Origin of the sequence: Ornithobacterium rhinotracheale DSM 15997 (genome assembly GCF_000265465.1) — a bacterium.
Taxonomy (GTDB): domain Bacteria; phylum Bacteroidota; class Bacteroidia; order Flavobacteriales; family Weeksellaceae; genus Ornithobacterium; species Ornithobacterium rhinotracheale.
The window spans coordinates 1,238,107-1,257,691 of record NC_018016.1 but is presented as its reverse complement, the minus strand read 5'-3'; the positions used below and the strand labels follow the sequence as shown (position 1 = coordinate 1,257,691).

Annotated in this window: 21 protein-coding genes; 9 read left to right on the top strand and 12 right to left on the bottom strand. The window is 37.9% G+C overall.

The window, feature by feature from the left end; all coding sequences use genetic code 11:
• Positions 1 to 2: 2 nt before the first annotated feature.
• The 3 genes from ORNRH_RS05945 (at position 3) to rimM (ending at position 2,356) form a co-directional block, all read left to right on the top strand.
• Positions 3 to 1,202: a BaiN/RdsA family NAD(P)/FAD-dependent oxidoreductase gene (locus tag ORNRH_RS05945; RefSeq protein WP_014790985.1), complete on the top strand. Its 1,200-nt coding sequence runs from the start codon at positions 3 to 5 to the stop codon at positions 1,200 to 1,202.
• A 118-nt stretch (positions 1,203 to 1,320) separates the two neighbouring features.
• Positions 1,321 to 1,830, top strand: a complete 510-nt coding sequence (locus ORNRH_RS05940) for a 30S ribosomal protein S16 (protein WP_014790984.1) — start codon at positions 1,321 to 1,323, stop codon at positions 1,828 to 1,830.
• A 10-nt stretch (positions 1,831 to 1,840) separates the two neighbouring features.
• The gene (gene rimM, locus ORNRH_RS05935) at positions 1,841 to 2,356 is read left to right on the top strand and encodes a ribosome maturation factor RimM (RefSeq protein WP_014790983.1); all 516 of its coding nucleotides are present in this window, start codon (positions 1,841 to 1,843) and stop codon (positions 2,354 to 2,356) included.
• Between the two features lie 5 nt (positions 2,357 to 2,361).
• Here rimM and ORNRH_RS05930 read toward each other — a convergent pair whose 3' ends face one another.
• The 4 genes from ORNRH_RS05930 to ORNRH_RS05915 all read right to left on the bottom strand — a co-directional run bounded on the left by ORNRH_RS05930 (position 2,362) and on the right by ORNRH_RS05915 (position 5,341).
• Positions 2,362 to 3,624, bottom strand: coding sequence for a CinA family nicotinamide mononucleotide deamidase-related protein (locus ORNRH_RS05930; protein WP_014790982.1), 1,263 nt, complete (start codon positions 3,622 to 3,624; stop codon positions 2,362 to 2,364).
• 12 nt (positions 3,625 to 3,636) lie between these two features.
• A complete protein-coding gene (lipA, locus tag ORNRH_RS05925; protein ID WP_014790981.1) occupies positions 3,637 to 4,515 on the bottom strand; it encodes a lipoyl synthase in 879 nt (292 codons plus the stop codon).
• A 73-nt stretch (positions 4,516 to 4,588) separates the two neighbouring features.
• Positions 4,589 to 5,137, bottom strand: coding sequence for an RNA polymerase sigma factor (locus ORNRH_RS05920; protein WP_014790980.1), 549 nt, complete (start codon positions 5,135 to 5,137; stop codon positions 4,589 to 4,591).
• Positions 5,138 to 5,146: 9 nt separating this feature from the next.
• Positions 5,147 to 5,341, bottom strand: a complete 195-nt coding sequence (locus tag ORNRH_RS05915; RefSeq protein ID WP_014790979.1) for a hypothetical protein — start codon at positions 5,339 to 5,341, stop codon at positions 5,147 to 5,149.
• Between the two features lie 272 nt (positions 5,342 to 5,613).
• On the opposite strand from ORNRH_RS05915, the gene ORNRH_RS05910 reads away from it, so the two are divergent.
• The 3 genes from ORNRH_RS05910 (at position 5,614) to ORNRH_RS05900 (ending at position 8,153) form a co-directional block, all read left to right on the top strand.
• A complete protein-coding gene (locus tag ORNRH_RS05910) occupies positions 5,614 to 5,853 on the top strand; it encodes a hypothetical protein (RefSeq protein WP_014790978.1) in 240 nt (79 codons plus the stop codon).
• Positions 5,834 to 6,118 (top strand): type II toxin-antitoxin system RelE/ParE family toxin, encoded by a 285-nt coding sequence (locus ORNRH_RS11600; RefSeq protein ID WP_014790977.1) that lies wholly within the window; start codon positions 5,834 to 5,836, stop codon positions 6,116 to 6,118. The genes ORNRH_RS05910 and ORNRH_RS11600 overlap by 20 nt, the downstream gene beginning before the upstream one ends.
• Before the next feature lie 187 nt (positions 6,119 to 6,305).
• Positions 6,306 to 8,153 carry a DNA topoisomerase IV subunit B gene (locus tag ORNRH_RS05900; protein WP_014790976.1) on the top strand — a complete coding sequence of 616 codons (1,848 nt, stop codon included), beginning with the start codon at positions 6,306 to 6,308 and terminating at the stop codon, positions 8,151 to 8,153.
• A 107-nt stretch (positions 8,154 to 8,260) separates the two neighbouring features.
• On the opposite strand, the gene ORNRH_RS05895 is transcribed toward ORNRH_RS05900, so the two are convergent.
• The 6 genes from ORNRH_RS05895 to ORNRH_RS05870 all read right to left on the bottom strand — a co-directional run bounded on the left by ORNRH_RS05895 (position 8,261) and on the right by ORNRH_RS05870 (position 17,123).
• Positions 8,261 to 8,470, bottom strand: a complete 210-nt coding sequence (locus ORNRH_RS05895; protein WP_014790975.1) for a hypothetical protein — start codon at positions 8,468 to 8,470, stop codon at positions 8,261 to 8,263.
• Positions 8,471 to 8,476: 6 nt separating this feature from the next.
• Entirely contained in the window at positions 8,477 to 10,378 is a 1,902-nt protein-coding gene (locus ORNRH_RS05890; RefSeq protein ID WP_014790974.1) for a T9SS type A sorting domain-containing protein, read from the bottom strand.
• Between the two features lie 227 nt (positions 10,379 to 10,605).
• A complete protein-coding gene (locus ORNRH_RS05885; protein ID WP_014790973.1) occupies positions 10,606 to 13,764 on the bottom strand; it encodes an efflux RND transporter permease subunit in 3,159 nt (1,052 codons plus the stop codon).
• Positions 13,765 to 13,771: 7 nt separating this feature from the next.
• Positions 13,772 to 14,872 (bottom strand): efflux RND transporter periplasmic adaptor subunit, encoded by a 1,101-nt coding sequence (locus ORNRH_RS05880; protein WP_014790972.1) that lies wholly within the window; start codon positions 14,870 to 14,872, stop codon positions 13,772 to 13,774.
• Positions 14,873 to 14,884: 12 nt separating this feature from the next.
• Positions 14,885 to 15,943, bottom strand: a complete 1,059-nt coding sequence (locus tag ORNRH_RS05875; protein WP_052312690.1) for a TolC family protein — start codon at positions 15,941 to 15,943, stop codon at positions 14,885 to 14,887.
• A gap of 670 nt (positions 15,944 to 16,613) precedes the next feature.
• Positions 16,614 to 17,123, bottom strand: coding sequence for a helix-turn-helix domain-containing protein (locus ORNRH_RS05870; protein ID WP_014790971.1), 510 nt, complete (start codon positions 17,121 to 17,123; stop codon positions 16,614 to 16,616).
• A gap of 96 nt (positions 17,124 to 17,219) precedes the next feature.
• Here ORNRH_RS05870 and ORNRH_RS05865 point away from each other — a divergent pair, with 96 nt between their 5' ends.
• On the top strand, positions 17,220 to 17,399 hold the full coding sequence (locus ORNRH_RS05865) for a hypothetical protein (protein ID WP_014790970.1): 180 nt from the start codon (positions 17,220 to 17,222) through the stop codon (positions 17,397 to 17,399).
• A gap of 3 nt (positions 17,400 to 17,402) precedes the next feature.
• Positions 17,403 to 17,945, top strand: a complete 543-nt coding sequence (locus ORNRH_RS11595) for a Rha family transcriptional regulator (RefSeq protein ID WP_014790969.1) — start codon at positions 17,403 to 17,405, stop codon at positions 17,943 to 17,945.
• Between the two features lie 109 nt (positions 17,946 to 18,054).
• Here ORNRH_RS11595 and ORNRH_RS05850 read toward each other — a convergent pair whose 3' ends face one another.
• Positions 18,055 to 18,264, bottom strand: coding sequence for a hypothetical protein (locus tag ORNRH_RS05850; RefSeq protein WP_014790968.1), 210 nt, complete (start codon positions 18,262 to 18,264; stop codon positions 18,055 to 18,057).
• 15 nt (positions 18,265 to 18,279) lie between these two features.
• Between ORNRH_RS05850 and ORNRH_RS05845 the strand changes: the two genes are divergently transcribed.
• On the top strand, positions 18,280 to 18,861 hold the full coding sequence (locus ORNRH_RS05845; protein WP_081484559.1) for an antA/AntB antirepressor family protein: 582 nt from the start codon (positions 18,280 to 18,282) through the stop codon (positions 18,859 to 18,861).
• A 10-nt stretch (positions 18,862 to 18,871) separates the two neighbouring features.
• Here the strand turns inward: ORNRH_RS05845 and ORNRH_RS05840 are convergent, their stop codons facing one another.
• Complete coding sequence (locus ORNRH_RS05840; protein WP_014790966.1) at positions 18,872 to 19,321, bottom strand: hypothetical protein; 450 nt, start codon at positions 19,319 to 19,321, stop codon at positions 18,872 to 18,874.
• Positions 19,322 to 19,585 lie beyond the last annotated feature (264 nt).

Sequence of the window (19,585 nt, the reverse complement as noted above, 5' to 3'; positions counted from 1 at the left end):
GTTTGAAGAAAATAGCCATTATAGGAGGAGGTGCCGCGGGGTTCTTTTTAGGAGCCAACTTGGCACCTTCTTTTCGTGTACATATATTTGAAAAAGCAGCCGCTCCTATGCAAAAAGTGCGCATCTCGGGCGGTGGGCGTTGCAATCTCACGCATGCGTGTTTTGACCCGATGGCTTTGGTCGATTTTTATCCGAGAGGAAACAAAGAGCTCATCAGTGTATTTGGAAAATTTCAGCCAGGCGACACCATGGGCTGGTTTGAGGAGCGTGGTGTCCCGCTGAAGATTCAAGACGATATGCGCGTGTTCCCTGCTTCAGACAATTCTATGGACATCGTGGAAACTTTAGTCAAAGAAAATCAAAAAAGAGATACCCAAATTCATTTAAGCGAAGGAGTAAAAGCCATAGAACCTCAGCCCGACGGCTCCTTTAAAATCACCACTAGCCAAGGCGAATACCTTTTTGACCAAGTGGCTATCACCACAGGGAGCAGTCCGCACATGTGGCAAATCATCGAAAAATTGGGGCATTCGATTCAGAAACCTGTTCCATCGCTTTTTACTTTTAAATGCAACGACACTTTGCTTCAAGACTTGCAAGGTACCAGTTTTAAAGACGCTGAACTAAGCGTAAAAGGCACTTCGCTCGAGAGCGTAGGCGATTTGCTCATCACGCACTGGGGGCTGAGCGGACCAGCTGTTTTGGTGCTTTCGGCGTGGGGTGCACGAATTTTAAACCAAAAAAATTATAAATTCCAATTAATGGTGAATTTTATAGGTGAAAGCGAGGAAGATTGCAAGTCTACTTTAAAAGCCTTTAAATCCGAAAATAGCAAAAATGCCATTGGGAAAATTCATCCTTATGAAATCACCAAACGCTTTTGGCATCAATTATTGGAGGTATGCCAAATCCCTGCCGATAAAAAATATGCCGAAATTCCTGATGCGAAATTGTTTCTTTTAGCCCAAAAACTCACACAATCCGAATTTGAAATTACGGGCAAAAGCACATTTAAAGATGAATTTGTAACGGCTGGTGGCGTGAAACTCAACGAAATCAATTTTAAAACCATGGAAAGTAAAATCGTTCCTAATCTATATTTTGCGGGCGAAGTGCTCGACATAGATGCGGTGACGGGTGGCTTTAATTTCCAAGCCTGCTGGAGCGAAGCTTATTTAATTGCAGAAGCTATGAATCAATAATTTAAGGCATTTAGGCAATAAGTTTTGGAATCTAAAAAAAATATGTATCTTTGCCACTCGAAATAATTTAACTAAACATTAATCGAGGACAGAGTTCCTCAAAATTAAAACAAAATTTATGGCTGTAAAAATCAGATTACAGAGACACGGTAGAAAAGGAAGACCTTTTTATCATGTAGTAGTAGCAGATTCTCGTGTAAAGAGAGATGGTAAAATCATTGAAAGATTAGGTTCTTACAACCCAATCACAAACCCTGCAACTATCGAGCTTGATGTAGACAAAGCAGTAGCGTGGTTGCAAAAAGGTGCTCAACCTACCAACACTGCTCGTGCTATCCTATCTCACGAAGGTGCTTTATTGAAAAAACACTTACTTGGAGGAGTAGCTAAAGGTGCTTTCGACGAAGCCGAAGCTGAAAAAAGATTCAACGCTTGGGTTGAAAACAAAAAATCTCAAGTAGATGCTAAAAAAGAAAATTTAGCAAACGCTGCTGAAGAAGCTAAAAAAGCAAGATTAGAAGCTGAGCGCAAAATCGCTGAAGCTCGCGTAGCGGTAGTAGAGGAAGAAGCTCCTGCTGCTGAGGAAGCTGCTGCACCAGCTGAAGAAGAAACTACTTCTGAAGAATAAATTTTAGCAAATGCAGAAACAAGATTGTTACTTACTAGGTACAATCACTAAGGCGATTGGGTACAAAGGAGAATTAAACTTATTCCTTGACACCGATGAACCTGAAACATATCAAAATCTGGAATCAATATTCGTGGAACAACACGGATTATTGGTTCCATTTTTTTTGAAAAAAGCAGAACTTCATCGTGGCAACCACCTAAGAATCTTAATCGAGGATTGTCCAGAACCTGAGCGTATGATTGGCAGACAAGTGTTTTTGCCGCTTTCTACCTTGCCTGCGCTAGAGGGAAATAAATTTTATTACCACGAAATCATTGGTTTTGATGTCATTGTCGATGGCGAAAAAATAGGCACCGCCAAAGAAGTGAGAGATACCACAGCACAGGATTTATTGGTCGTTCAAACAAATGACGGAAAAGAGATTTTAATCCCACTTATCGATGAATGGCTACAAGAAGTGAATCGTGCAGAGAAAAGTATTTCTTTTAACCTCCCTGAGGGCTTTTTGGCTGTTTTTGAATAGAAATTTTAGCCTTTCTCTTCCTCAATAAAGCTCATCAACCTTTCGATTGCCATATCTGCCATTCGGTCGGTGAATTCGGCGCGATCATAATGCGGATAAAACAAGCGAAAGGCTTTGGCTTTTTCTTTTGATGCTACGCCTATGTAAGCTAAGCCCACTTCATTACCAAAGTCATCTTTATTAGGTCCTGCAACACCTGTTGTGCTCACGGCAAAATCTGCCTTGAATTTCTCCACGGCACCTTTTGCCATTTGTATGGCAACTTCCTCATTTACGACACCTTTTACCTTCACCACCTCCGCAGAAACGCCCAATTCTTGAATTTTGATTTGCGGATCGTATGCCACTACCCCACCCACAAAATAGGCCGAACTTCCGGAAACACTCGTGATTCTATGCGGAATCAATCCTGCGGTGAAACTTTCTGCCGAAGCGATTTTTAAAGATTTCTCGGTGCATAAGTCCTTTAATCGTTCGGGCACATCTTGCTCATTCTCGGCATACACATTATTCGGAATTATGTTTTTTAGCTTTTGGGCTAAATCTTCCAGCTGTTTTTCGAGACTGGCTAAATCATCTCCCACGCCCGTAAAACGCATTTTAATTCGGCTATTTTTAGGCAAATAAGCCAATTTCACATTCTCGGGCATCTCATTTTCAAAGTCCGATAAAATTATGGCTAATTCGCTTTCGGGTACATCGTGCACGCGCACATATTTGTGCAAACGATAATTTGCCGAAAAATCTTTTTTAATTTTTGGAATTACTTGCGTTTGCATCAAATGGCGCATCTCCACAGGAACACCTGGCAAATTGATAATTACGCTGTTTTTAAAAGTAGACCAAATTCCACAAGCCGTGCCCGTTTGGTTTCTAAGCGGCACCGAATGCTCTGGCAACAAAGCTTGATTTTTAGTCAGCTCGTTCATAGGGCGGCGCAAATTCTTTTCGTAATGCTCCTCTACCCATGCCAAGGCTTGCTGGTTCATCACCAGCTTTTCGCCCAATAAATCTGCCACTACAAATTTAGTCTTATCATCTCTCGTAGGCCCAAGCCCACCTGTTGTGATTACGATATCTGCCTTGCTCGCGACTTCTTCTATTTTACGCTGAATGAGTGCCTCGTCGTCATGAATCACACTGATTTCGTTGAGTTGCACATTGATCTTGTTTAATTCTTGTGCTATGAAATTAGAATTGGTGTCGAGCGTATCGCCTATGAGCACCTCGTCTCCAATGCTGATAATATGAGCGAAAAGGCTTTTCATTTAAAAAAAATCTTATAAAATATGTTTTTCTGCACGGTAAGAAGAACGCACAAGCGGACTACTTTCTACATGGCGGAATCCGCCTAATCCACTCGCAAAATCTTCTAATGATTTAAATTCTTCTGGCGTGATGTATCTTTTCACTGGCAAGTGTTTTTTAGTCGGCTGAAGGTATTGACCGATGGTAATAATATCCACTCCCGCAGCGTGGATGTCTTCGATAGTTTGATACACTTCGTCAAGCTCTTCGCCCAGCCCGAGCATGATTCCCGTTTTTACACGGCGTTGCCCTTGATCTTTTAAGTATTTCAACACATCAAGGCTTCGGTCGTATTTCGCTTGGATACGCACTTCTCGAGTTAAGCGACGCACGGTTTCCATATTATGCGAAATCACTTCTGGTTTCACTTTAATCATTCTATCTATATGGCGAGTGATTCCTTGAAAATCTGGAATTAAAGTTTCCATGGTAGTTTCTGGGCTAATTCTGCGCACCGCATTCACGGTTTCTGCCCAAATGATAGAGCCCATATCTTTTAAATCATCGCGATCCACCGATGTGATTACGGCGTGTTTAATCTTCATTAATTTAATTGAGCGTGCTACTTTTTCTGGCTCTGCCCAGTCTACCGCACCGGGGCGTCCCGTTTGCACACCACAGAATCCGCATGAGCGTGTACACACATTGCCCAAAATCATAAAAGTGGCGGTACCCTCTCCCCAGCATTCGCCCATGTTGGGACAGCTACCACTCTGGCAGATGGTGTTTAATTTATAATTATCAACCGTTTCTCTGAGTTGTTTATATTTTTTACCTGTGGGTAATTTCACGCGCAACCACTTTGGTTTGGGTGTATGAAGTGGCGCATTTTGTGTCATTGTATCCGGCATTGTTCTATTCTATTTTGTACAAAGTTAATTAATTTTTTACGACAAAAAATTTTAAACCTTGCAGATTATATTTTTATTTATTTTTCATGGATTCCTCGAGCAAAGCTTTGGCTCGGAGCAATCGCACTTTCACATTGGAGAGCGAAAGATTTAATTCTTGCGCAATCTGATTGTAGGTTTTCTCTTCCAGATAGCGCAAGCGTATAATTTCTTGATAAATGGCGGGCAATTTCGCAACATGATGCATAAGCTCCTCGGCACTTTGTTCCAAAATCAGCGATTGCTCGGGGCTTGGTACAGCACTCGACAAATCTACATTGCACAGCTCGTCGTCTATCGAAATGTTTAATTCTGGCTTTTTTCGGATGTAATCGATCATCGTGTTGTGTGCAATGGCACGCACCCAAGTGGTGAAATCAAAATCTTCGTTATACAACTTTAATTTTTGAAAGACCTTGGTAAAGGTTTTAATGCTGATGTCCTCGGCATCGGCTTTGTTTTGAATTTTGCTCAAAACATAATAATGCACCTTGTCCCACAAGAGATTCATGAGCGTAGTTTGTGCCGATTGCTTTCCTTTTTTACAATCCTCTATAAGCGTTATGAGTTCTGTTTTCTTCAAACAAAAAAATTATTTTTCGGTTTGATTTTCGCATTGATCGGGCATTTTCCCACAAAATCCACAAGGCTCACCTGTTTTGTTGAGATGCGGATTTTGACTTGCGCAAGTACCTGCAAACTTTCCGTCTTTTTTTGCCCATATTTTTATAGCAATTCCCGCTACACAAAGTAGCAAAATTCCTACGGTGATTAATATCAATTTCATTGTTTTCTTTTTTTAATTCTAATTAAAAAGTATACAAAGTTAAAGCATTTTTTTGGGATAAAAGCGTTAAAAAACCTTATAAAATGTGATTTCTGAAAGCTTTAACCCAAATCAAAAAATCATGTAAATTCGTGTTTTAATTTAAAAAGATATCTATTTTAACCAACATATCTATGTGTTGATCGACAAAATTTGTTCCTTTTTAAAGGGTTTAAAAAGAAGTTATTTAATTATATTTTTTTACATTTGCTGTAAAAGGAAAGAGCAACGCTATGACTATCTCAGAAACACAAAATAGAATCATAAAGCAAGTTTTAAATACTGAAAACCTAAGTATTTTAAATCACATTGAAATGCTTTTAAGTTCTAAAACAAAACATTCCACAATGGATGGTAAGGAATTAAATACTCAAGAATATATCCAAGCTATAGATGAAGCCATAGCAGAAAAGGAATGTTCTAGTAGTGAAGACGTGTTTAAAAAAATTAAAGATGCTTACAATCTGGACTAAAACTGCAGAAAAAGATTTATTTAACCTTATTGGGTATATTCATGAAGACAGCCCACAAAATGCTCAAATGGTTTTAAATAAGATAGAAGTTTTGGTAGATTCATTGGGACAAATGCCGTACAAATACCCCAAAGAGCTAATATACAACGATGATAGTGTAAGATATGCAGTGCTATACAGTTTCAAAATTATTTACAAGGTTGGTTTCGGTGAAATTAAAATCCTTAGAATATTTCACACAGCTCAAAATCCAAAGAAAATTTAATTGAAAAAACCTCCTTACAAAATGTGATTTCTGAAAGCTTTAACCCAAATCAAAAAATCATGTAAATTCGTGTTTTTCGTTTAGATTTAGCACAAAAACCATACACAAACTTTAGACTTCCCAAGTCATCTTTTTTTTGTACTTTTGCCTTGAAAAGATTTTCAAAAGATTTAGCACAAAATATTTTATGGCAAATTATACCGAGGATAATATTAAAACCCTGAGTTGGAGCGAGCATATCAGAGTGCGTCCTGGGATGTACATCGGGAAGCTGGGAGATGGCTCTTCGCAAGACGACGGGATTTATATCTTAATTAAAGAAATTATAGACAACTCCATCGATGAATTTGTGATGGGAAGCGGAAAAACCATTGAAATCAGTATAAAAGATGATGTGGTAACTGTGCGCGACTATGGGCGTGGAATTCCGTTAGGGAAAATGGTAGATGCGGTGTCTAAAATGAATACTGGTGGTAAATACGACAGCCGTGCGTTTAAAAAATCGGTAGGACTTAACGGAGTGGGTACCAAGGCTGTGAATGCACTTTCGAGTTTCTTTAAAGTGCAATCTGTGCGAGATGGAAAAACTCGTGAAGCTGAATTTTCTAAAGGTGAATTGATCGAGGCTTCGGAAGAAAAAGAAACTACACTACGCAAGGGTACCAAAATTTCGTTTAAACCAGATCCTACAATTTTCCATAATTATAGATTCCGTACGGAATATATCGAGAAAATGTTGAAAAATTATGTGTACCTGAATCCAGGTTTGCGCATCCTTTTCAATGGTGAAGAATTTTTCTCAGAAAATGGACTAAAAGATTTATTGGAAGATTCGATTGATGAGGAAATCGCTTATCCAATTATTCACTTAAAGGGTGAGGATATCGAAATTGCACTCACACACAGCAATAAATCCTATTCAGAAACTTATTATTCTTTTGTAAACGGACAAAATACTACGCAAGGCGGAACGCATTTGGCGGCTTTTAAAGAGGCGGTTGTGCGCGTGGGGAGAGAGCACTTTAATGCTAATTTCGACGCCTCAGATATCAAGAAATCCATCATTGCGGCGGTAGCCATTAAGGTAGTAGAACCTGTATTTGAATCTCAAACTAAAACAAAGTTAGGGTCTACGGAAATGGGACCGGATATGCCGAGCGTACGAACTTTTGTAAATGATTTTATCCGTACCAAGTTGGATAACTATCTACACAAAAATCCAGAAGTTGCAGAGCTTTTATTAAAGAAATTCAGACAATCGGAGCGCGAGCGAAAGGAACTTTCAGGCGTAAGAAAAAAGGCTAAAGAATTGGCTAAAAAGGTGAGCCTGCACAACGAGAAATTGCGCGACTGCCGTCAGCATTACAACAACCCAAAAGCTAAACGCAGTTTAGAAACCACCATCTTCATCACAGAGGGGGATTCTGCGAGTGGATCTATCACGACTTGTCGCGACACTGAAACGCAAGCAGTATTTAGCTTGAAAGGGAAACCTAAAAACAGCTACGGGCAGGAGAAAAGATTAGTTTACGAAAACGAAGAACTTAATTTCTTGCAAGCAGCATTAAACATTGAGGATAGCCTTGAAGATCTTCGATATAACAATGTGGTAATTGCCACCGATGCCGATGACGATGGAATGCACATTCGCTTGCTAATCATCACTTTCTTTTTGCAATTTTTCCCTGAATTGATAAGAGAAGGGCATTTATACATTTTGCAAACGCCTCTCTTTAGGGTAAGAAACAAAAAGGAAACCCGCTATTGCTATAACGAAGAAGAACGCAAAAAAGCTATTCAAGAACTGGGGAAAAATCCAGAAATCACACGATTTAAAGGGCTTGGAGAGATTTCTCCTAATGAGTTTAAAAACTTCATTGGAAAAGATATTCGCTTAGAGCCTGTGATGATAGGAAAGGACACCAATATCGAATCCCTACTTGAGTTCTACATGGGCAAAAACACCCGAGAAAGGCAAGAGTTTATCATCGATAACCTTGTAATCGAAGACGACCGCGAATTGACTATTGCATAATACTCTCAAATATTTTATTACAAAAAGGCTTGCAAATGCAAGCCTTTTAATTTTTTTCACATAAAAAAGAGAGCTTTAAGCTCTCTTTTTTTATTATCTATTTCATTTTATGCTAATCTTTTAGCGTTTATTCTTTTATACATTGCATACGCTACAATCAAAATAACTGCTGCTCCCAATAAGATTAAAGCGTTAGAATCTATTGGTGCCGGTGGTTCTTCTGGAGAACCTCCTGTACCTGGAGCTCCAGGATTATTTGCAGCAAAAGAGAAAACACTCAACAGCATAAATAAAAGGCTTGAAATTAACTTCTTCATAATTCTTTATTTTATAATTTTTTTAGTTACTACGCTACCATTATCTCCTACAACTTTTACCACATATACAGTAGTATTTGCTTGAACAGGCACTATATAATCTTTTGTAGCATCCACATTTTTAGCTACACTGAGGAGTTGTCCAGAAATATTGTAAACAAACACATCAGCTTTCTTAATTCCTTTATCAAATCTCACTTTGAAATCGTTTCCATCTTTAAACACCAAAGTTGATTGAGTCGCTTTCTTAGCTGTCTCTGCTACATCGTTTACTTTAGGAACTTGTCCCCAATAAACTACAAAACGATCTTTTTCTGTACCATTTGAGATAAATTGATAATCAAAATCCTCACCTATTTCCTGTATCTTACCTGTATTTTTATCTTCAAAGTAGAATTTATTAGCGCTAGCTTTTGCATCATCATTCAATCTAGCTTTTAATCTATATTGACCGTTACCATTTTGCATTACAAGCGCAACAGGTTTTCCTAAATAAGTATCAGAGTTTATACCATTAACAAATAACTTACCTTCACCCCTTCTTATTACTTCCTCATTATCTTGTAAAGTATAGATTCCTGTGTTTTCCTCTTTTATTGCAACATTATGTAACTCTGTCACGTCAACACCCTCATCATACAAATTAGAAGCAACAACATAAGCTCTTTGACCTGTGTTTCCATTAGCATCATATAAATCAAGTCCTACCTGAGCAAACAAAGAGTTGTTATTCGAATTTCGAAGGTAGAAATTATTAGGAGTATTAGACTCAGATTTAAAAGTTTTAACTTCATCATTAAAATTCAAGTCAACTTTAGATCCATTTGTCTTTACAGCAAACACATCAAAAGGCCTTACATATCTGAATTTATTATCTCCTCCTCCTTGTCCAGTTAATCCTCCCATGTTCACTCCGTAAGAGTTTGAAACGGTTCCATTGTTAACTGAAGGATCATAAATTTGTGAAGTAAACTGAACCATTGCTTCGATATTATTTTCAGCACCACTTTGCTCAACCAACTTTATCAAATCTATATTTGAAGTATAAGGATTTCCCAAGTAAAATATATTTGAACCAAAACCATTAGCACTAACATTGGATGATTTATAACTATAATTCTCCCAACCTTTAGGCATAGCTTGAGTAAAGTCAATTATATAAGAGCCATAAGCCTCTCCCCAAGCATTAACATCCTTATTATTTACTAAAGAATATGGATTAAGAGAGACTGTAAAAGATTTATTAACAGGAACACCTGACAATGTTTTTTTAGCATCCCCTATCTTCCCTAAAGATGAAAAATTAGAAACTGCATAATATCTTGCTAAATTCAAATCATTATCACCTATTCTATCACCTTGCCCTAATTGTTCAAGACCATGCTTATCATTTTCATTGTTATTCCAAAAAAACAAAGGGTTTTCATATCTCTTTTTATCAAACTTTTTAAAACCACCTCTCCCTGGAGTAAATCCAACAAAAGCACCAGATGAAGCACTACCAAAAACTTGAGTCACCACGTTTTCTACAGACACTCCACTATATGGCAACGACAATGGGTGAAGAGAATACACAGGATTAAATTTAACCTCAGAAGATATATTTCCTCCGTTAGAAGCATTTTGTTTAATTATCAACTGTCCGTATCCGGCAGTCTTATAATACTCATTTACAAAGTTTTTACCATCATCATTTGTAGCAAGACCACCATCAATCTTAACATTCCCTTGGTTAGAGAATTTATTAGTTCCAGCGTCATATTTATCTAACTTAGCATCTCCTTTCACATAAAACAATGTATTTGGAGACACCTTAACATTTGTGTTTTTCTTAACAGCTAAAGTATGCTGAGCTTTTGCTGAAAAAGCGAAAAAAACACTAGCAATAAGAAATAGATGTTTTTTCATAGCTAATTTATTATTTTGTTATTTTTTATATACTAATACTTGGTGCAAAGTTAAAAAAAATAAATCGTTATATCACAACTTTTTATTATCGTTTTCCTTACCAGCTCATTTTTAATTCAATAAAACATATCACAATGCTAGTATCTATAAGGTTTAGAGCCAATTTAAGCTCTAATGTTAAAATTTAAAATAAGGCTTTGATGATTACACCAAAGCCTTAAAATTTACTAGAATTCGTATTCTTCTTTTATGTTTTTGTGGTCATAATCTGCCTTCATCAAGGCTCCATAATCTGGTTTTTGCTTGTTTTTATTGATTCGCTTACCGATTAAATCAAAGGTAAGATACACCACGGGAACAATTACCAATGTTAAAAACAATGATGACAACAAACCTCCAATGATGACAATCGCCAAACCGTTGTTCATTTTTGCGGCACCACCAGTTGCTAATGCAATTGGAATCATACCAAACACCATGGCTATGGTCGTCATCAAGATTGGACGGAGACGCGCATGGTTTGCCTGAATCAACGCGGTTATGGTATCTTCCCCTTTTTCTACTCGGTGATTGGCAAAATCTACTAACAAAATTGCGTTTTTAGCTACAAGACCAATCAACATAATTAAACCTAAAATGGTAAAGATATTCAAACTCATATTGGTTAAAGCTAATGCCCAAATGGCTCCGATGAATGACAATGGCACTGAAAGCAATACAATGAATGGTTTAGCAAAGTCATTATACAACACTACCATGACCATGTACACCAACATGATGGCTGCCATGAGCGCAATTCCTAAGGTTCCAAATCCTTCTTTTTGATTTTCCTGCATTCCGCTCCATTTGTAATGCACTCCTGGTTTTGCCTGAATTTCGGATAATCTTGATTCCCATTCTTTGGAAATGGCTCCTGAGGATCGACCTACGACTTGTGAGTTGATCGTAACCGATGGGGCTTTATCGTTTCGCTCGAGCAAACTTGGTCCCGAAGCATAACTTACATTTGCAAATTGCATTAATTTGATCTGTTGCCCTTGTGAATTTACAAAAATTAGATTTTTCACATCGTCAATGTTTTCTCTACTTCCTTCTTGGAATTGGAGATTGATGTCGTATTCGTTTTGCCCTTGGCGGAATTTATTATCGGTATTTCCCGCAAAAGCTGTACGCATGGTTTGCCCCACAGTTGCAACATTTAATCCTAAAGCCGCCATTTTATCTCGATCTACCTCTACATTAATCTCTGGCGTACCATCTTCTACTGAAAGTTCTACCTCTGAACTACCATCAATACCCTTTAATATCTCCATGGCTTCTACAGCAAAATCCATCGCATCGTCTAAATTATCTGCCGTAACCACTAATTGAAGCGGTGCTTGGTTTGCTCCCATCAATCCCACTGGTATGGTTTTGATTTTTGCCCCGACTAAAACTTGCTGAAGTTGGCGTTTTAATTTAGCGGCATAAATTTCTGATTCATCACGCTTCACATCGTCTCTCAACTGAACGCTAATTTCTGATTTATATGCCGTAGCTTGAGATGCCCCCATTCCGCCACTACTTACCTGCCCCACCGTGGTGATGGCTGTTTTAACTTCTGGTTGTTTTAAAATATAATCTTCTGCCTTTTGTGTCATAAAATTGGTTTCTTGCAAAGACGCATCTTTGTTCATTTCGATTTGAACAATAAATTCTCCTTTGTCTACGCCAGGGAAAAATTCTGTTCCCACAAAACCATATTTAAATAAAGGTACAATGCTGAAGAACATAACACCCGTTACCACAATTGTGATTAATTTATGTCCTAAACACCATTTTAAAATATCGGTCATCCAATGCGTGAAGGCTTTAAGTCCTTTTTCAAATGTATTGATGATTCTTCCAAAAATATTTTTGTTGCTAATGTGCTCTAGCTTACCAAAACGAGAGAACAACCACGGCACAACGGTAAAGGACATAAGCAATGACAACATGGTAGCGATAACTACCGTAACACAGAATTGTCTCACAATATCGGATACCAAACCAGAGCTCATTGCAATTGGCAAGAACACTACCACAATTACGGTGGTGATTGCCGTTACGGTAAATCCAATTTCAGAGGCTCCATCATAGGCTGCTCGCACTTTGTTTTTTCCCATTTCCATATGGCGGTGAATATTTTCGATAACCACGATGGCATCGTCTACCAAAATACCTACCACCAACGATAACGCCAACAAACTCATCAAGTTTAAAGTATAACCTAAAACATACAAACCGATGAATGTAGCAATCAACGATGCAGGAATGGAAACCATCACCATCAACGCATTACGCAAACTATGCAAGAAGAACAACATCACAAATGCCACCAAAGCAACCGCAATATACAAATCGTGAATTACATTGTTTGCCGCAGTTAAAGTAAACTCGCTCGTATCGCTTGCCAACTGAATTTTCACTCCTTGGTCTTTATATTGCTCTTCTACGCTTTTCATTTTTTCTTTCACCAAACTACTCACTTCCACCGCATTGGCGTCTGTTTGTTTTTGGATTTGAAGCAAAAGCGTATTGTCTTCATTAATTCTAGCCAGTTTCTCTACTTCTTTCTGTGTTTCTTGCACATCTGCAATATCTGAAAGTTTAATATTCACGCCATTATGAGAAGCGATTACCAAATTTCTCATTTGCTGAACAGAGCTAAACTTACCAGAAAGTCTAATCAATGTACTGTTTTTTCTTGTCTTTAAGTTACCCGTAGGGAAATCCATATTAGACGCCATCAAGATTTGTTGCACTTGCGGCACAGTGAGCCCATAACCTTCCAATTTAGCAGGATCAAGACTTACACGGATTTCGCGCTCGTTTCCACCCACAATGTTTACTGAAGACACCCCTGGGATTCTTGAAAATTGTGGCTGAATTTGATCTTTTACCAAATCATACAAATCTGTATTAGACAAATTAGAAGTAATCCCAATACTCATAATCGGCAAATCCGACAATGAGAATTTAGAAAGCGATGGTTCTTTTACCCCTTCTGGTAATTCTGAACGAATGGCATTGATTTTACGCTGTGCTTCGTTCAACGCATTATCCACATTTGCCTCATTGGCAAACTGAATAATCACCACCGACAAACTTTCATATGATTTAGCCTGAATTTTCTTCACATTCTCCAAGGTAGAAACTGCATCTTCCACCTTTTTGGTCACCGTGTTTTCTATCTCCGCAGGAGAAGCCCCTGGATACACAGTTGCCACCGTAACTACTTTGGTCTCGATATTTGGCACAAGCTCATAACTTAGCTGCTTGTAGCTATAAAACCCCGCGATGAGTGCTAAGGCAAGCATCACGATTACGATGCTGGGTCGTTTTATACTTATTTCTGCTAATTTCATAGATTGATTACTTTATGATTTTTACTTTAGTACCATTTTCAAGGTTGATTTGACCACTTGTTACAACAACATCGCCAAGCTTTAACCCAGAAAGCACCTCTACCACATCTCCTAAATTTCTACCACTTTGAATGGTTTTAAGTTCAGCCGTACTATCCACCACTTGAAACACTTGATTTTGGCTCACAGACCCCACAAATGCTTCTCTCGGAATCACAAGTACAGGCGCATCTCCTTCCCCATTTTGATCAAAATTAGCTACGGCATACATTCCCGCTTTTAATCTTTGATCTTTGTTATTTACCGTAATTTCCACTGGGAATTTCAAAGCCCCGTCTGACATTGGAGCAATAAATGTAATTTTCCCTTGAATTGGCTCGTTCAATACGGTAGGTTTCACGCTCACCACATCTCCTACATGTAATTTTGTTACCAAAGATTCATCTACATTTACTTTTAATTTTAAACTTGAAATATTTACGATTTGCACGATTGGAGTTCCCGCTCCTACAACGGCACCTGTTTCTACTAATTTGCGGTTTACAATTCCGCTCACTTTGGCAACAACATTGGTATCGCCACTACTCAATTGTGCATTTCTCACGCCCGCTTGAGCACTTTTCACTTGAGATTGCAATTGCTTTACTTGCAAGCGCATTTGATCCACTTGCTGATCGGTAACTCCGCCCGTTTTATAAGCCGCCTCAAATCTCGCTAATTGCGACTCTGCATTCACCAAAGCTGCTTTAGCATTATCCAACTGAGCTCGAGAAGCATCTAAACCTACATTTACTTTATCTCCTTTCAATTTAGCAATTGTTTGCCCCGCACGCACATAGCTACCTTCATCTACATAAATTGCAACTACTTGCCCTCCCATTTCTGGGCTCACAGTGGTTTCTTTTTCTGGAACAAATGTTCCGTTTGCCGAAAATTGCCCCGACAAATGATCTTCTTTTACTTTTGCCACTTGCACAGCTACACGGCTGTTTTCAGTTTTTACAATTGCTACTTTTTCCTCGTTGCTTTTCTTATTTCCTTTTAGGATAAAAAACACACCAACGATGAGTGCAATGATAATTATAACAGGAATAACTAATTTTTTCATGATTTGTTTTTTTTATTTAATTAAAGATTTTAGGTTTCCTTGCGCTTTTAAATATTCGATTTCGGCTAATTTATAATCTAATTTAGCATTGGTTAAATTGTTTTTGGCGTCGGCAAGAGCACGCTCCGAATCCAATAAATCGGTAAGCGTCGCCAGCCCGTATTGATAATTGTTTTGCGTATTGGTCAAAACATTTTCGGCAAGCTTTACATTTTCTTGCTGAACATCGATACTTATGGCAGTATTTTTCATTTGCTCTGTTGCGTTTTTATATGCCATTTCTAGTGCAAGTTTGGTATCTTTTAACCCCGCTTTTGCCGACAAAATATCGATTTCACTTTGTTTTACTTTTGATTTAATTGAAAAACCATTAAAAATCGGAATTTTCACATTTAATCCTATCGAGGCTAAATCCGACCAATATACTTTATCTTCTTCGCCGTGCCACCAAGGCATTTTTTTCCCTTGACCTAACCAACCATAATTGGCAACCAACGCCGCTGAAGGATAATATTCGGCTTGATTTGCTTTTTTCTGCCACTCGAGCAATTCAAGTTGTTTTTCAATGACTTGCACTTCGGTTCTTTTGCTTAAATCCGCTTGCTCATTCAAGGCTAAAATAGATGGCGCAAAAGTATCTTCTGGCAATTGAATCTGTGTATCCATCGACAATCCCACCATGAATTTTAAAGCGTTTTGTGCAATTTGCACAGCATTCACCAATTGTTGCTGCGACGATTTTAAGTTATTGAGCGTAACATTGGCTCTATCTAAATCAATTTTTCTTGCCAGTCCCGCCTCAGATTGACCTTGGATTACCTTTACCGTTTTTTCGGTTAAAGCTAAATTACTTTCCAAGTTGTTAAGTTTTTGCTGCGTTTGGTACACCTGAAAATATGCATGCGCCACTTTTTCGATGATTTGCTCATCGGTTAATTCTTTATTTAGCATATAAAATTCCTTTGTAGAGCGTGCAGCCTTTAATCCCGTAAACACCGATTGATTAAAAAGCACCTGTGTCAAAGTCGCATTTACATTGGAGTTCCACGGTTGCCCAAGCGAAATTTTCATATTTTCGTTGGGATTCGTAAAACTCGGGAAAATCACTTCTAAGGGGCATAAAATGAAATGTACAAAAGAGAGAGAAAGAAAAAAGCCGAAAAAAAACGGCTTAAATAAAGGGTTTGCGGGCGATTTGCCCGCTTTTTTTTTTAAAACGAAATGTACACTTAATTGCGTTTAATTGCGATTTAATTGAAGTTTGAAACTCTATTTAATAGCGATTAAAATGATTTATATATTACTTAATTGGTAAAAACTAGAGAATAGCCCTAAAAGCGTTTAAATACGCTCTTTGTGGCTTTTTTATGGTTAGAATTTAGACGCCAGAAGTGAACAGATCTGTTTATATAAACACGGCATAACGCTACACGCCGAAAATGTGTATTTTTTATATTAGGGGGACACTTAGGGGGACACTTAGGGAGACAAAAGTACCCTATTTTTTAGGTTTATAATTGGGGTGTTTATACATTTTAAAAGCAACTTAATGCCGTTTTTCGGTTTATAATTGGGGTGTTTAACCCTTTTTATACATTGAAAAAATAACGCTATTAATTGAAAATTAATAAATTACGATAAAAACCTTAGTTTTTATACCTCTTTCCCGCTGGAACGACTGCCTTTTGAGCTTTTACTCTCTGTACTTTTTAACTACATTCTTATCCAAACATACCAGATGTTACCCTGTTTTTCTATTTTGTGGCTGGCTTTTAATGGCATGGTTCTCTTGAGTAAGGCGAGCGATCTCCTCCTCTAATTCTTGAATGCGGGTACTCTCTTTTTCTTCTAAGGCTTTTATTACCTTGTCTTTATCTTTTAGCCACTCTTGCAAATGCTGGTTTTCTCTTTGTAGGTAAGCAACTTCTTTTTGTAGGGATGCAACTTGCCTCTCCCAGTGTGATGGCACTGGGGGGATAGGTGCTTTTTGGTAAATAGCAATAGGCTCTGCTGCTTGCTGTGGGTGGCTTTCTTGCTTTGCGGGGGATTTAAGCATTTCGCCTTTGCCTGTTAGGAGCCAATTGGCATCTATATTTTCACATTTTGAGATAATTAAGTCATAATCTATCGTATTTCGTGATTTCCAATTTGATAAAGTATTTTGTTTTATGCCTAAAAAATCGGCAAAATCACCATCTTTTGTGTATCCTAAATGTTTTTTTATCTCCCTTAAAATCAGTTTTTTATCCATTTATAAATAAATTATTTTCAAATAATGTGAAAATTAATTTGGAAATATCCCAAATTGTGTAATATATTTGCCTTGTGAATTTCAAAAAACAAAGTAATGAAAAAAATACGAGTGCATCCTGATATTGCGCATCAAATTGCAAAAGAATTTTCGGTTACTTATCAAACAGTGCAGATGAGTTTACGATATGTGTTTCAGTCTGAAACCGCCGAAAAAATCCGACAAAGAGCAAAAGAATTACTACAAGAAGAAGCAAAAACTATTAATATACAATAGGTTATGAACAATTTAAGCATTAAAGACACAATGAGCAGTAGAGAAATTGCTCAGATAGCTGGAAAAAGACACACAGAAGTGTTGAGGTCTATCCGAAATATGGAAAGAGGATGGGTAAAAGTTAGCGGACGCAATTTTGCGTTGGCTGAATATTTAGACGAACAAGGCAAGCCGAGACCACAATATGAATTAACGAAAACCGAGTGCTTGTACATCGCCACAAAGTTCAATGATGAGGCAAGGGCGAGATTGGTTCTTCGCTGGGAGGCTTTGGAAACAAAAAAACAGGAAGAACCTGTTTTAATTGGTAACGACAACCGAAAGCAGAGAATGGAACTTATTGAACTTATTCGTGCTAATCTATTGCGTGGTGATGTGGTTGCAGTGGCTTGTGAAAATGGATTTAGTCGCACACGATGCGAAAATGTAATGAGACACCGTGTGTTTCACCCTGAAATTGTAAAAGCCTTATATGATAAGGCGATGGAGCGTAAGAAATTACTCGGCATTCCAATGAGTGAAATGATTGACAATTTAAATCAATAAGCTATGATAAAGATAGAAATAAAAATAGTGCCCAGCGCGCAGATAGGATTTTACAATATAATAGAGCGTAAAAGCCTATGGGGCTGGACACTTTCCAAAAAAATTACCCCTATTGAGGTTCAGTCTTCGGCTTTTGAAGATGTACGGTTAAGGCAATGCCATTTACAGAGTTTGCTCCTCCTGTGGGCGAGTAAAAAATACTTTTTACCACATAGCCTTCATCTAAACGCTTCTGTATAGCAGGAAAAGTAAAGCTCTCGGAGGGGTGCTTTCCACCAATTGAAAACACAACCCTTTCAGTTAAAATAATTTCTTTCATATATAAAAATTTAAAATGATGACAAATTTAATCAAAATCACAGAGAAAAACGGAGAAAATACCGTGAGCGCAAAAGACCTACACCAGTTTCTTGGAAGTAACGAGCAATTCGGGAAATGGATTAAAAGAATGCTCGGTTATGGTTACACGCAAGGTGTTGATTATGAAACGTTAGCCCTTTTAGTCCCAGCGGGTGAACATAATAAAGCATGGACAAAAGATTATGTTTTGACTTTGGACACTGCAAAGGAAATCGCCATGCTCCAAAGAAGTAAAAAAGGTAGAGAAATCCGCCGATACTTTATAGAAGTAGAAAAAACAGCAAGAAAACAATTTGTACAAATGCCAAAATCGCTCAATGTATATGGAATGGAGGCTTTGCCTTATGACTGGTGGTTGTTGCAAAACGGCTACTCCGTGAGCTCTGGGCAAAGAAACGCACGCATACGCAAGCATCCAGAGCACTTTTACAAAGGCACCAATGGCTGGTACATTAATAAGCTGTACGCTGAGGCACTCCTTGCCATTAAACTGGGCAAAGAGAAATTGCAACAAGTGCAAGCCCTGCCCCAAGTGTTACAAGTAGAAATGTTTTAAAAAAATAAGATTATGATACATCATCTAAAATATCTAATAACTCTTCTTTCCAAATACATAAAGTTGGGGAGCCATTCTCATAAACTTCAGCATAGGGATAATTTAACGGACGAACAAAGGATTTTGGAAAAGGAAAGGTTTTTAAAAACTTTTGATACATGCAATAAACATCCACGCCACCTAAAAGCGGATTGTAGTGATCAAAAATTAGTTCGATTACCTTCTTCAGTTGCTTCCTTTCTATACGAGAGTTCTCCGTTGAACGAAAGTAAACTAAATCAAAAAGAGAAGAGGTTGGCATTGCTTCTTTTAGAAAGGTTTGGGAGTCCTTGTCAATCACATAATCCAAATGATGCATAAGGGCTAAGCTCTTTAAAATGGGGTGTATAATCCCTCTGTTTTTGATAGGTAAATCTTTATCAAGATACTCAATTACAACATTTAAACGAAACTGTTTCATATCACTATAATTTTTGATTGGGCATAACAAATATAGTGATTTTTACCTGACGGTGAACCACTCCGTTAGGTTTCCCGACCGGCAGGCACCGAGGTTCGAGTCCTCGGCGGGAGCAAAAGAATTTTAAAAGATACAAAAAAATAGAAGCTATGAAACCTTACAAAATATTATTTTCTTTTGATATACAAACACAAAATGGCAAAAGCTTATTAAATAATAGCTATCCTAACACGGTTTGCATAGGATTAGACGAGGCAGAAGCTA

Excerpts from the sequence above, each read along its gene's own strand:
- ORNRH_RS05940 (WP_014790984.1), top strand. The coding sequence starts at position 1,321 with ATGGCTGTAAAAATCAGATTACAGAGACACGGTAGAAAAGGAAGACCT.
- rimM (WP_014790983.1), top strand. The coding sequence starts at position 1,841 with ATGCAGAAACAAGATTGTTACTTACTAGGTACAATCACTAAGGCGATT.
- ORNRH_RS05930 (WP_014790982.1), bottom strand. The coding sequence starts at position 3,624 with ATGAAAAGCCTTTTCGCTCATATTATCAGCATTGGAGACGAGGTGCTC.
- lipA (WP_014790981.1), bottom strand. The coding sequence starts at position 4,515 with ATGCCGGATACAATGACACAAAATGCGCCACTTCATACACCCAAACCA.
- ORNRH_RS05915 (WP_014790979.1), bottom strand. The coding sequence starts at position 5,341 with ATGAAATTGATATTAATCACCGTAGGAATTTTGCTACTTTGTGTAGCG.
- ORNRH_RS05910 (WP_014790978.1), top strand. The coding sequence starts at position 5,614 with ATGACTATCTCAGAAACACAAAATAGAATCATAAAGCAAGTTTTAAAT.
- ORNRH_RS11600 (WP_014790977.1), top strand. The coding sequence starts at position 5,834 with ATGCTTACAATCTGGACTAAAACTGCAGAAAAAGATTTATTTAACCTT.
- ORNRH_RS05900 (WP_014790976.1), top strand. The coding sequence starts at position 6,306 with ATGGCAAATTATACCGAGGATAATATTAAAACCCTGAGTTGGAGCGAG.
- ORNRH_RS05895 (WP_014790975.1), bottom strand. The coding sequence starts at position 8,470 with ATGAAGAAGTTAATTTCAAGCCTTTTATTTATGCTGTTGAGTGTTTTC.
- ORNRH_RS05890 (WP_014790974.1), bottom strand. The coding sequence starts at position 10,378 with ATGAAAAAACATCTATTTCTTATTGCTAGTGTTTTTTTCGCTTTTTCA.
- ORNRH_RS05885 (WP_014790973.1), bottom strand. The coding sequence starts at position 13,764 with ATGAAATTAGCAGAAATAAGTATAAAACGACCCAGCATCGTAATCGTG.
- ORNRH_RS05880 (WP_014790972.1), bottom strand. The coding sequence starts at position 14,872 with ATGAAAAAATTAGTTATTCCTGTTATAATTATCATTGCACTCATCGTT.
- ORNRH_RS05875 (WP_052312690.1), bottom strand. The coding sequence starts at position 15,943 with ATGAAAATTTCGCTTGGGCAACCGTGGAACTCCAATGTAAATGCGACT.
- ORNRH_RS05870 (WP_014790971.1), bottom strand. The coding sequence starts at position 17,123 with ATGGATAAAAAACTGATTTTAAGGGAGATAAAAAAACATTTAGGATAC.
- ORNRH_RS05865 (WP_014790970.1), top strand. The coding sequence starts at position 17,220 with ATGAAAAAAATACGAGTGCATCCTGATATTGCGCATCAAATTGCAAAA.
- ORNRH_RS11595 (WP_014790969.1), top strand. The coding sequence starts at position 17,403 with ATGAACAATTTAAGCATTAAAGACACAATGAGCAGTAGAGAAATTGCT.
- ORNRH_RS05850 (WP_014790968.1), bottom strand. The coding sequence starts at position 18,264 with ATGAAAGAAATTATTTTAACTGAAAGGGTTGTGTTTTCAATTGGTGGA.
- ORNRH_RS05845 (WP_081484559.1), top strand. The coding sequence starts at position 18,280 with ATGATGACAAATTTAATCAAAATCACAGAGAAAAACGGAGAAAATACC.
- ORNRH_RS05840 (WP_014790966.1), bottom strand. The coding sequence starts at position 19,321 with ATGAAACAGTTTCGTTTAAATGTTGTAATTGAGTATCTTGATAAAGAT.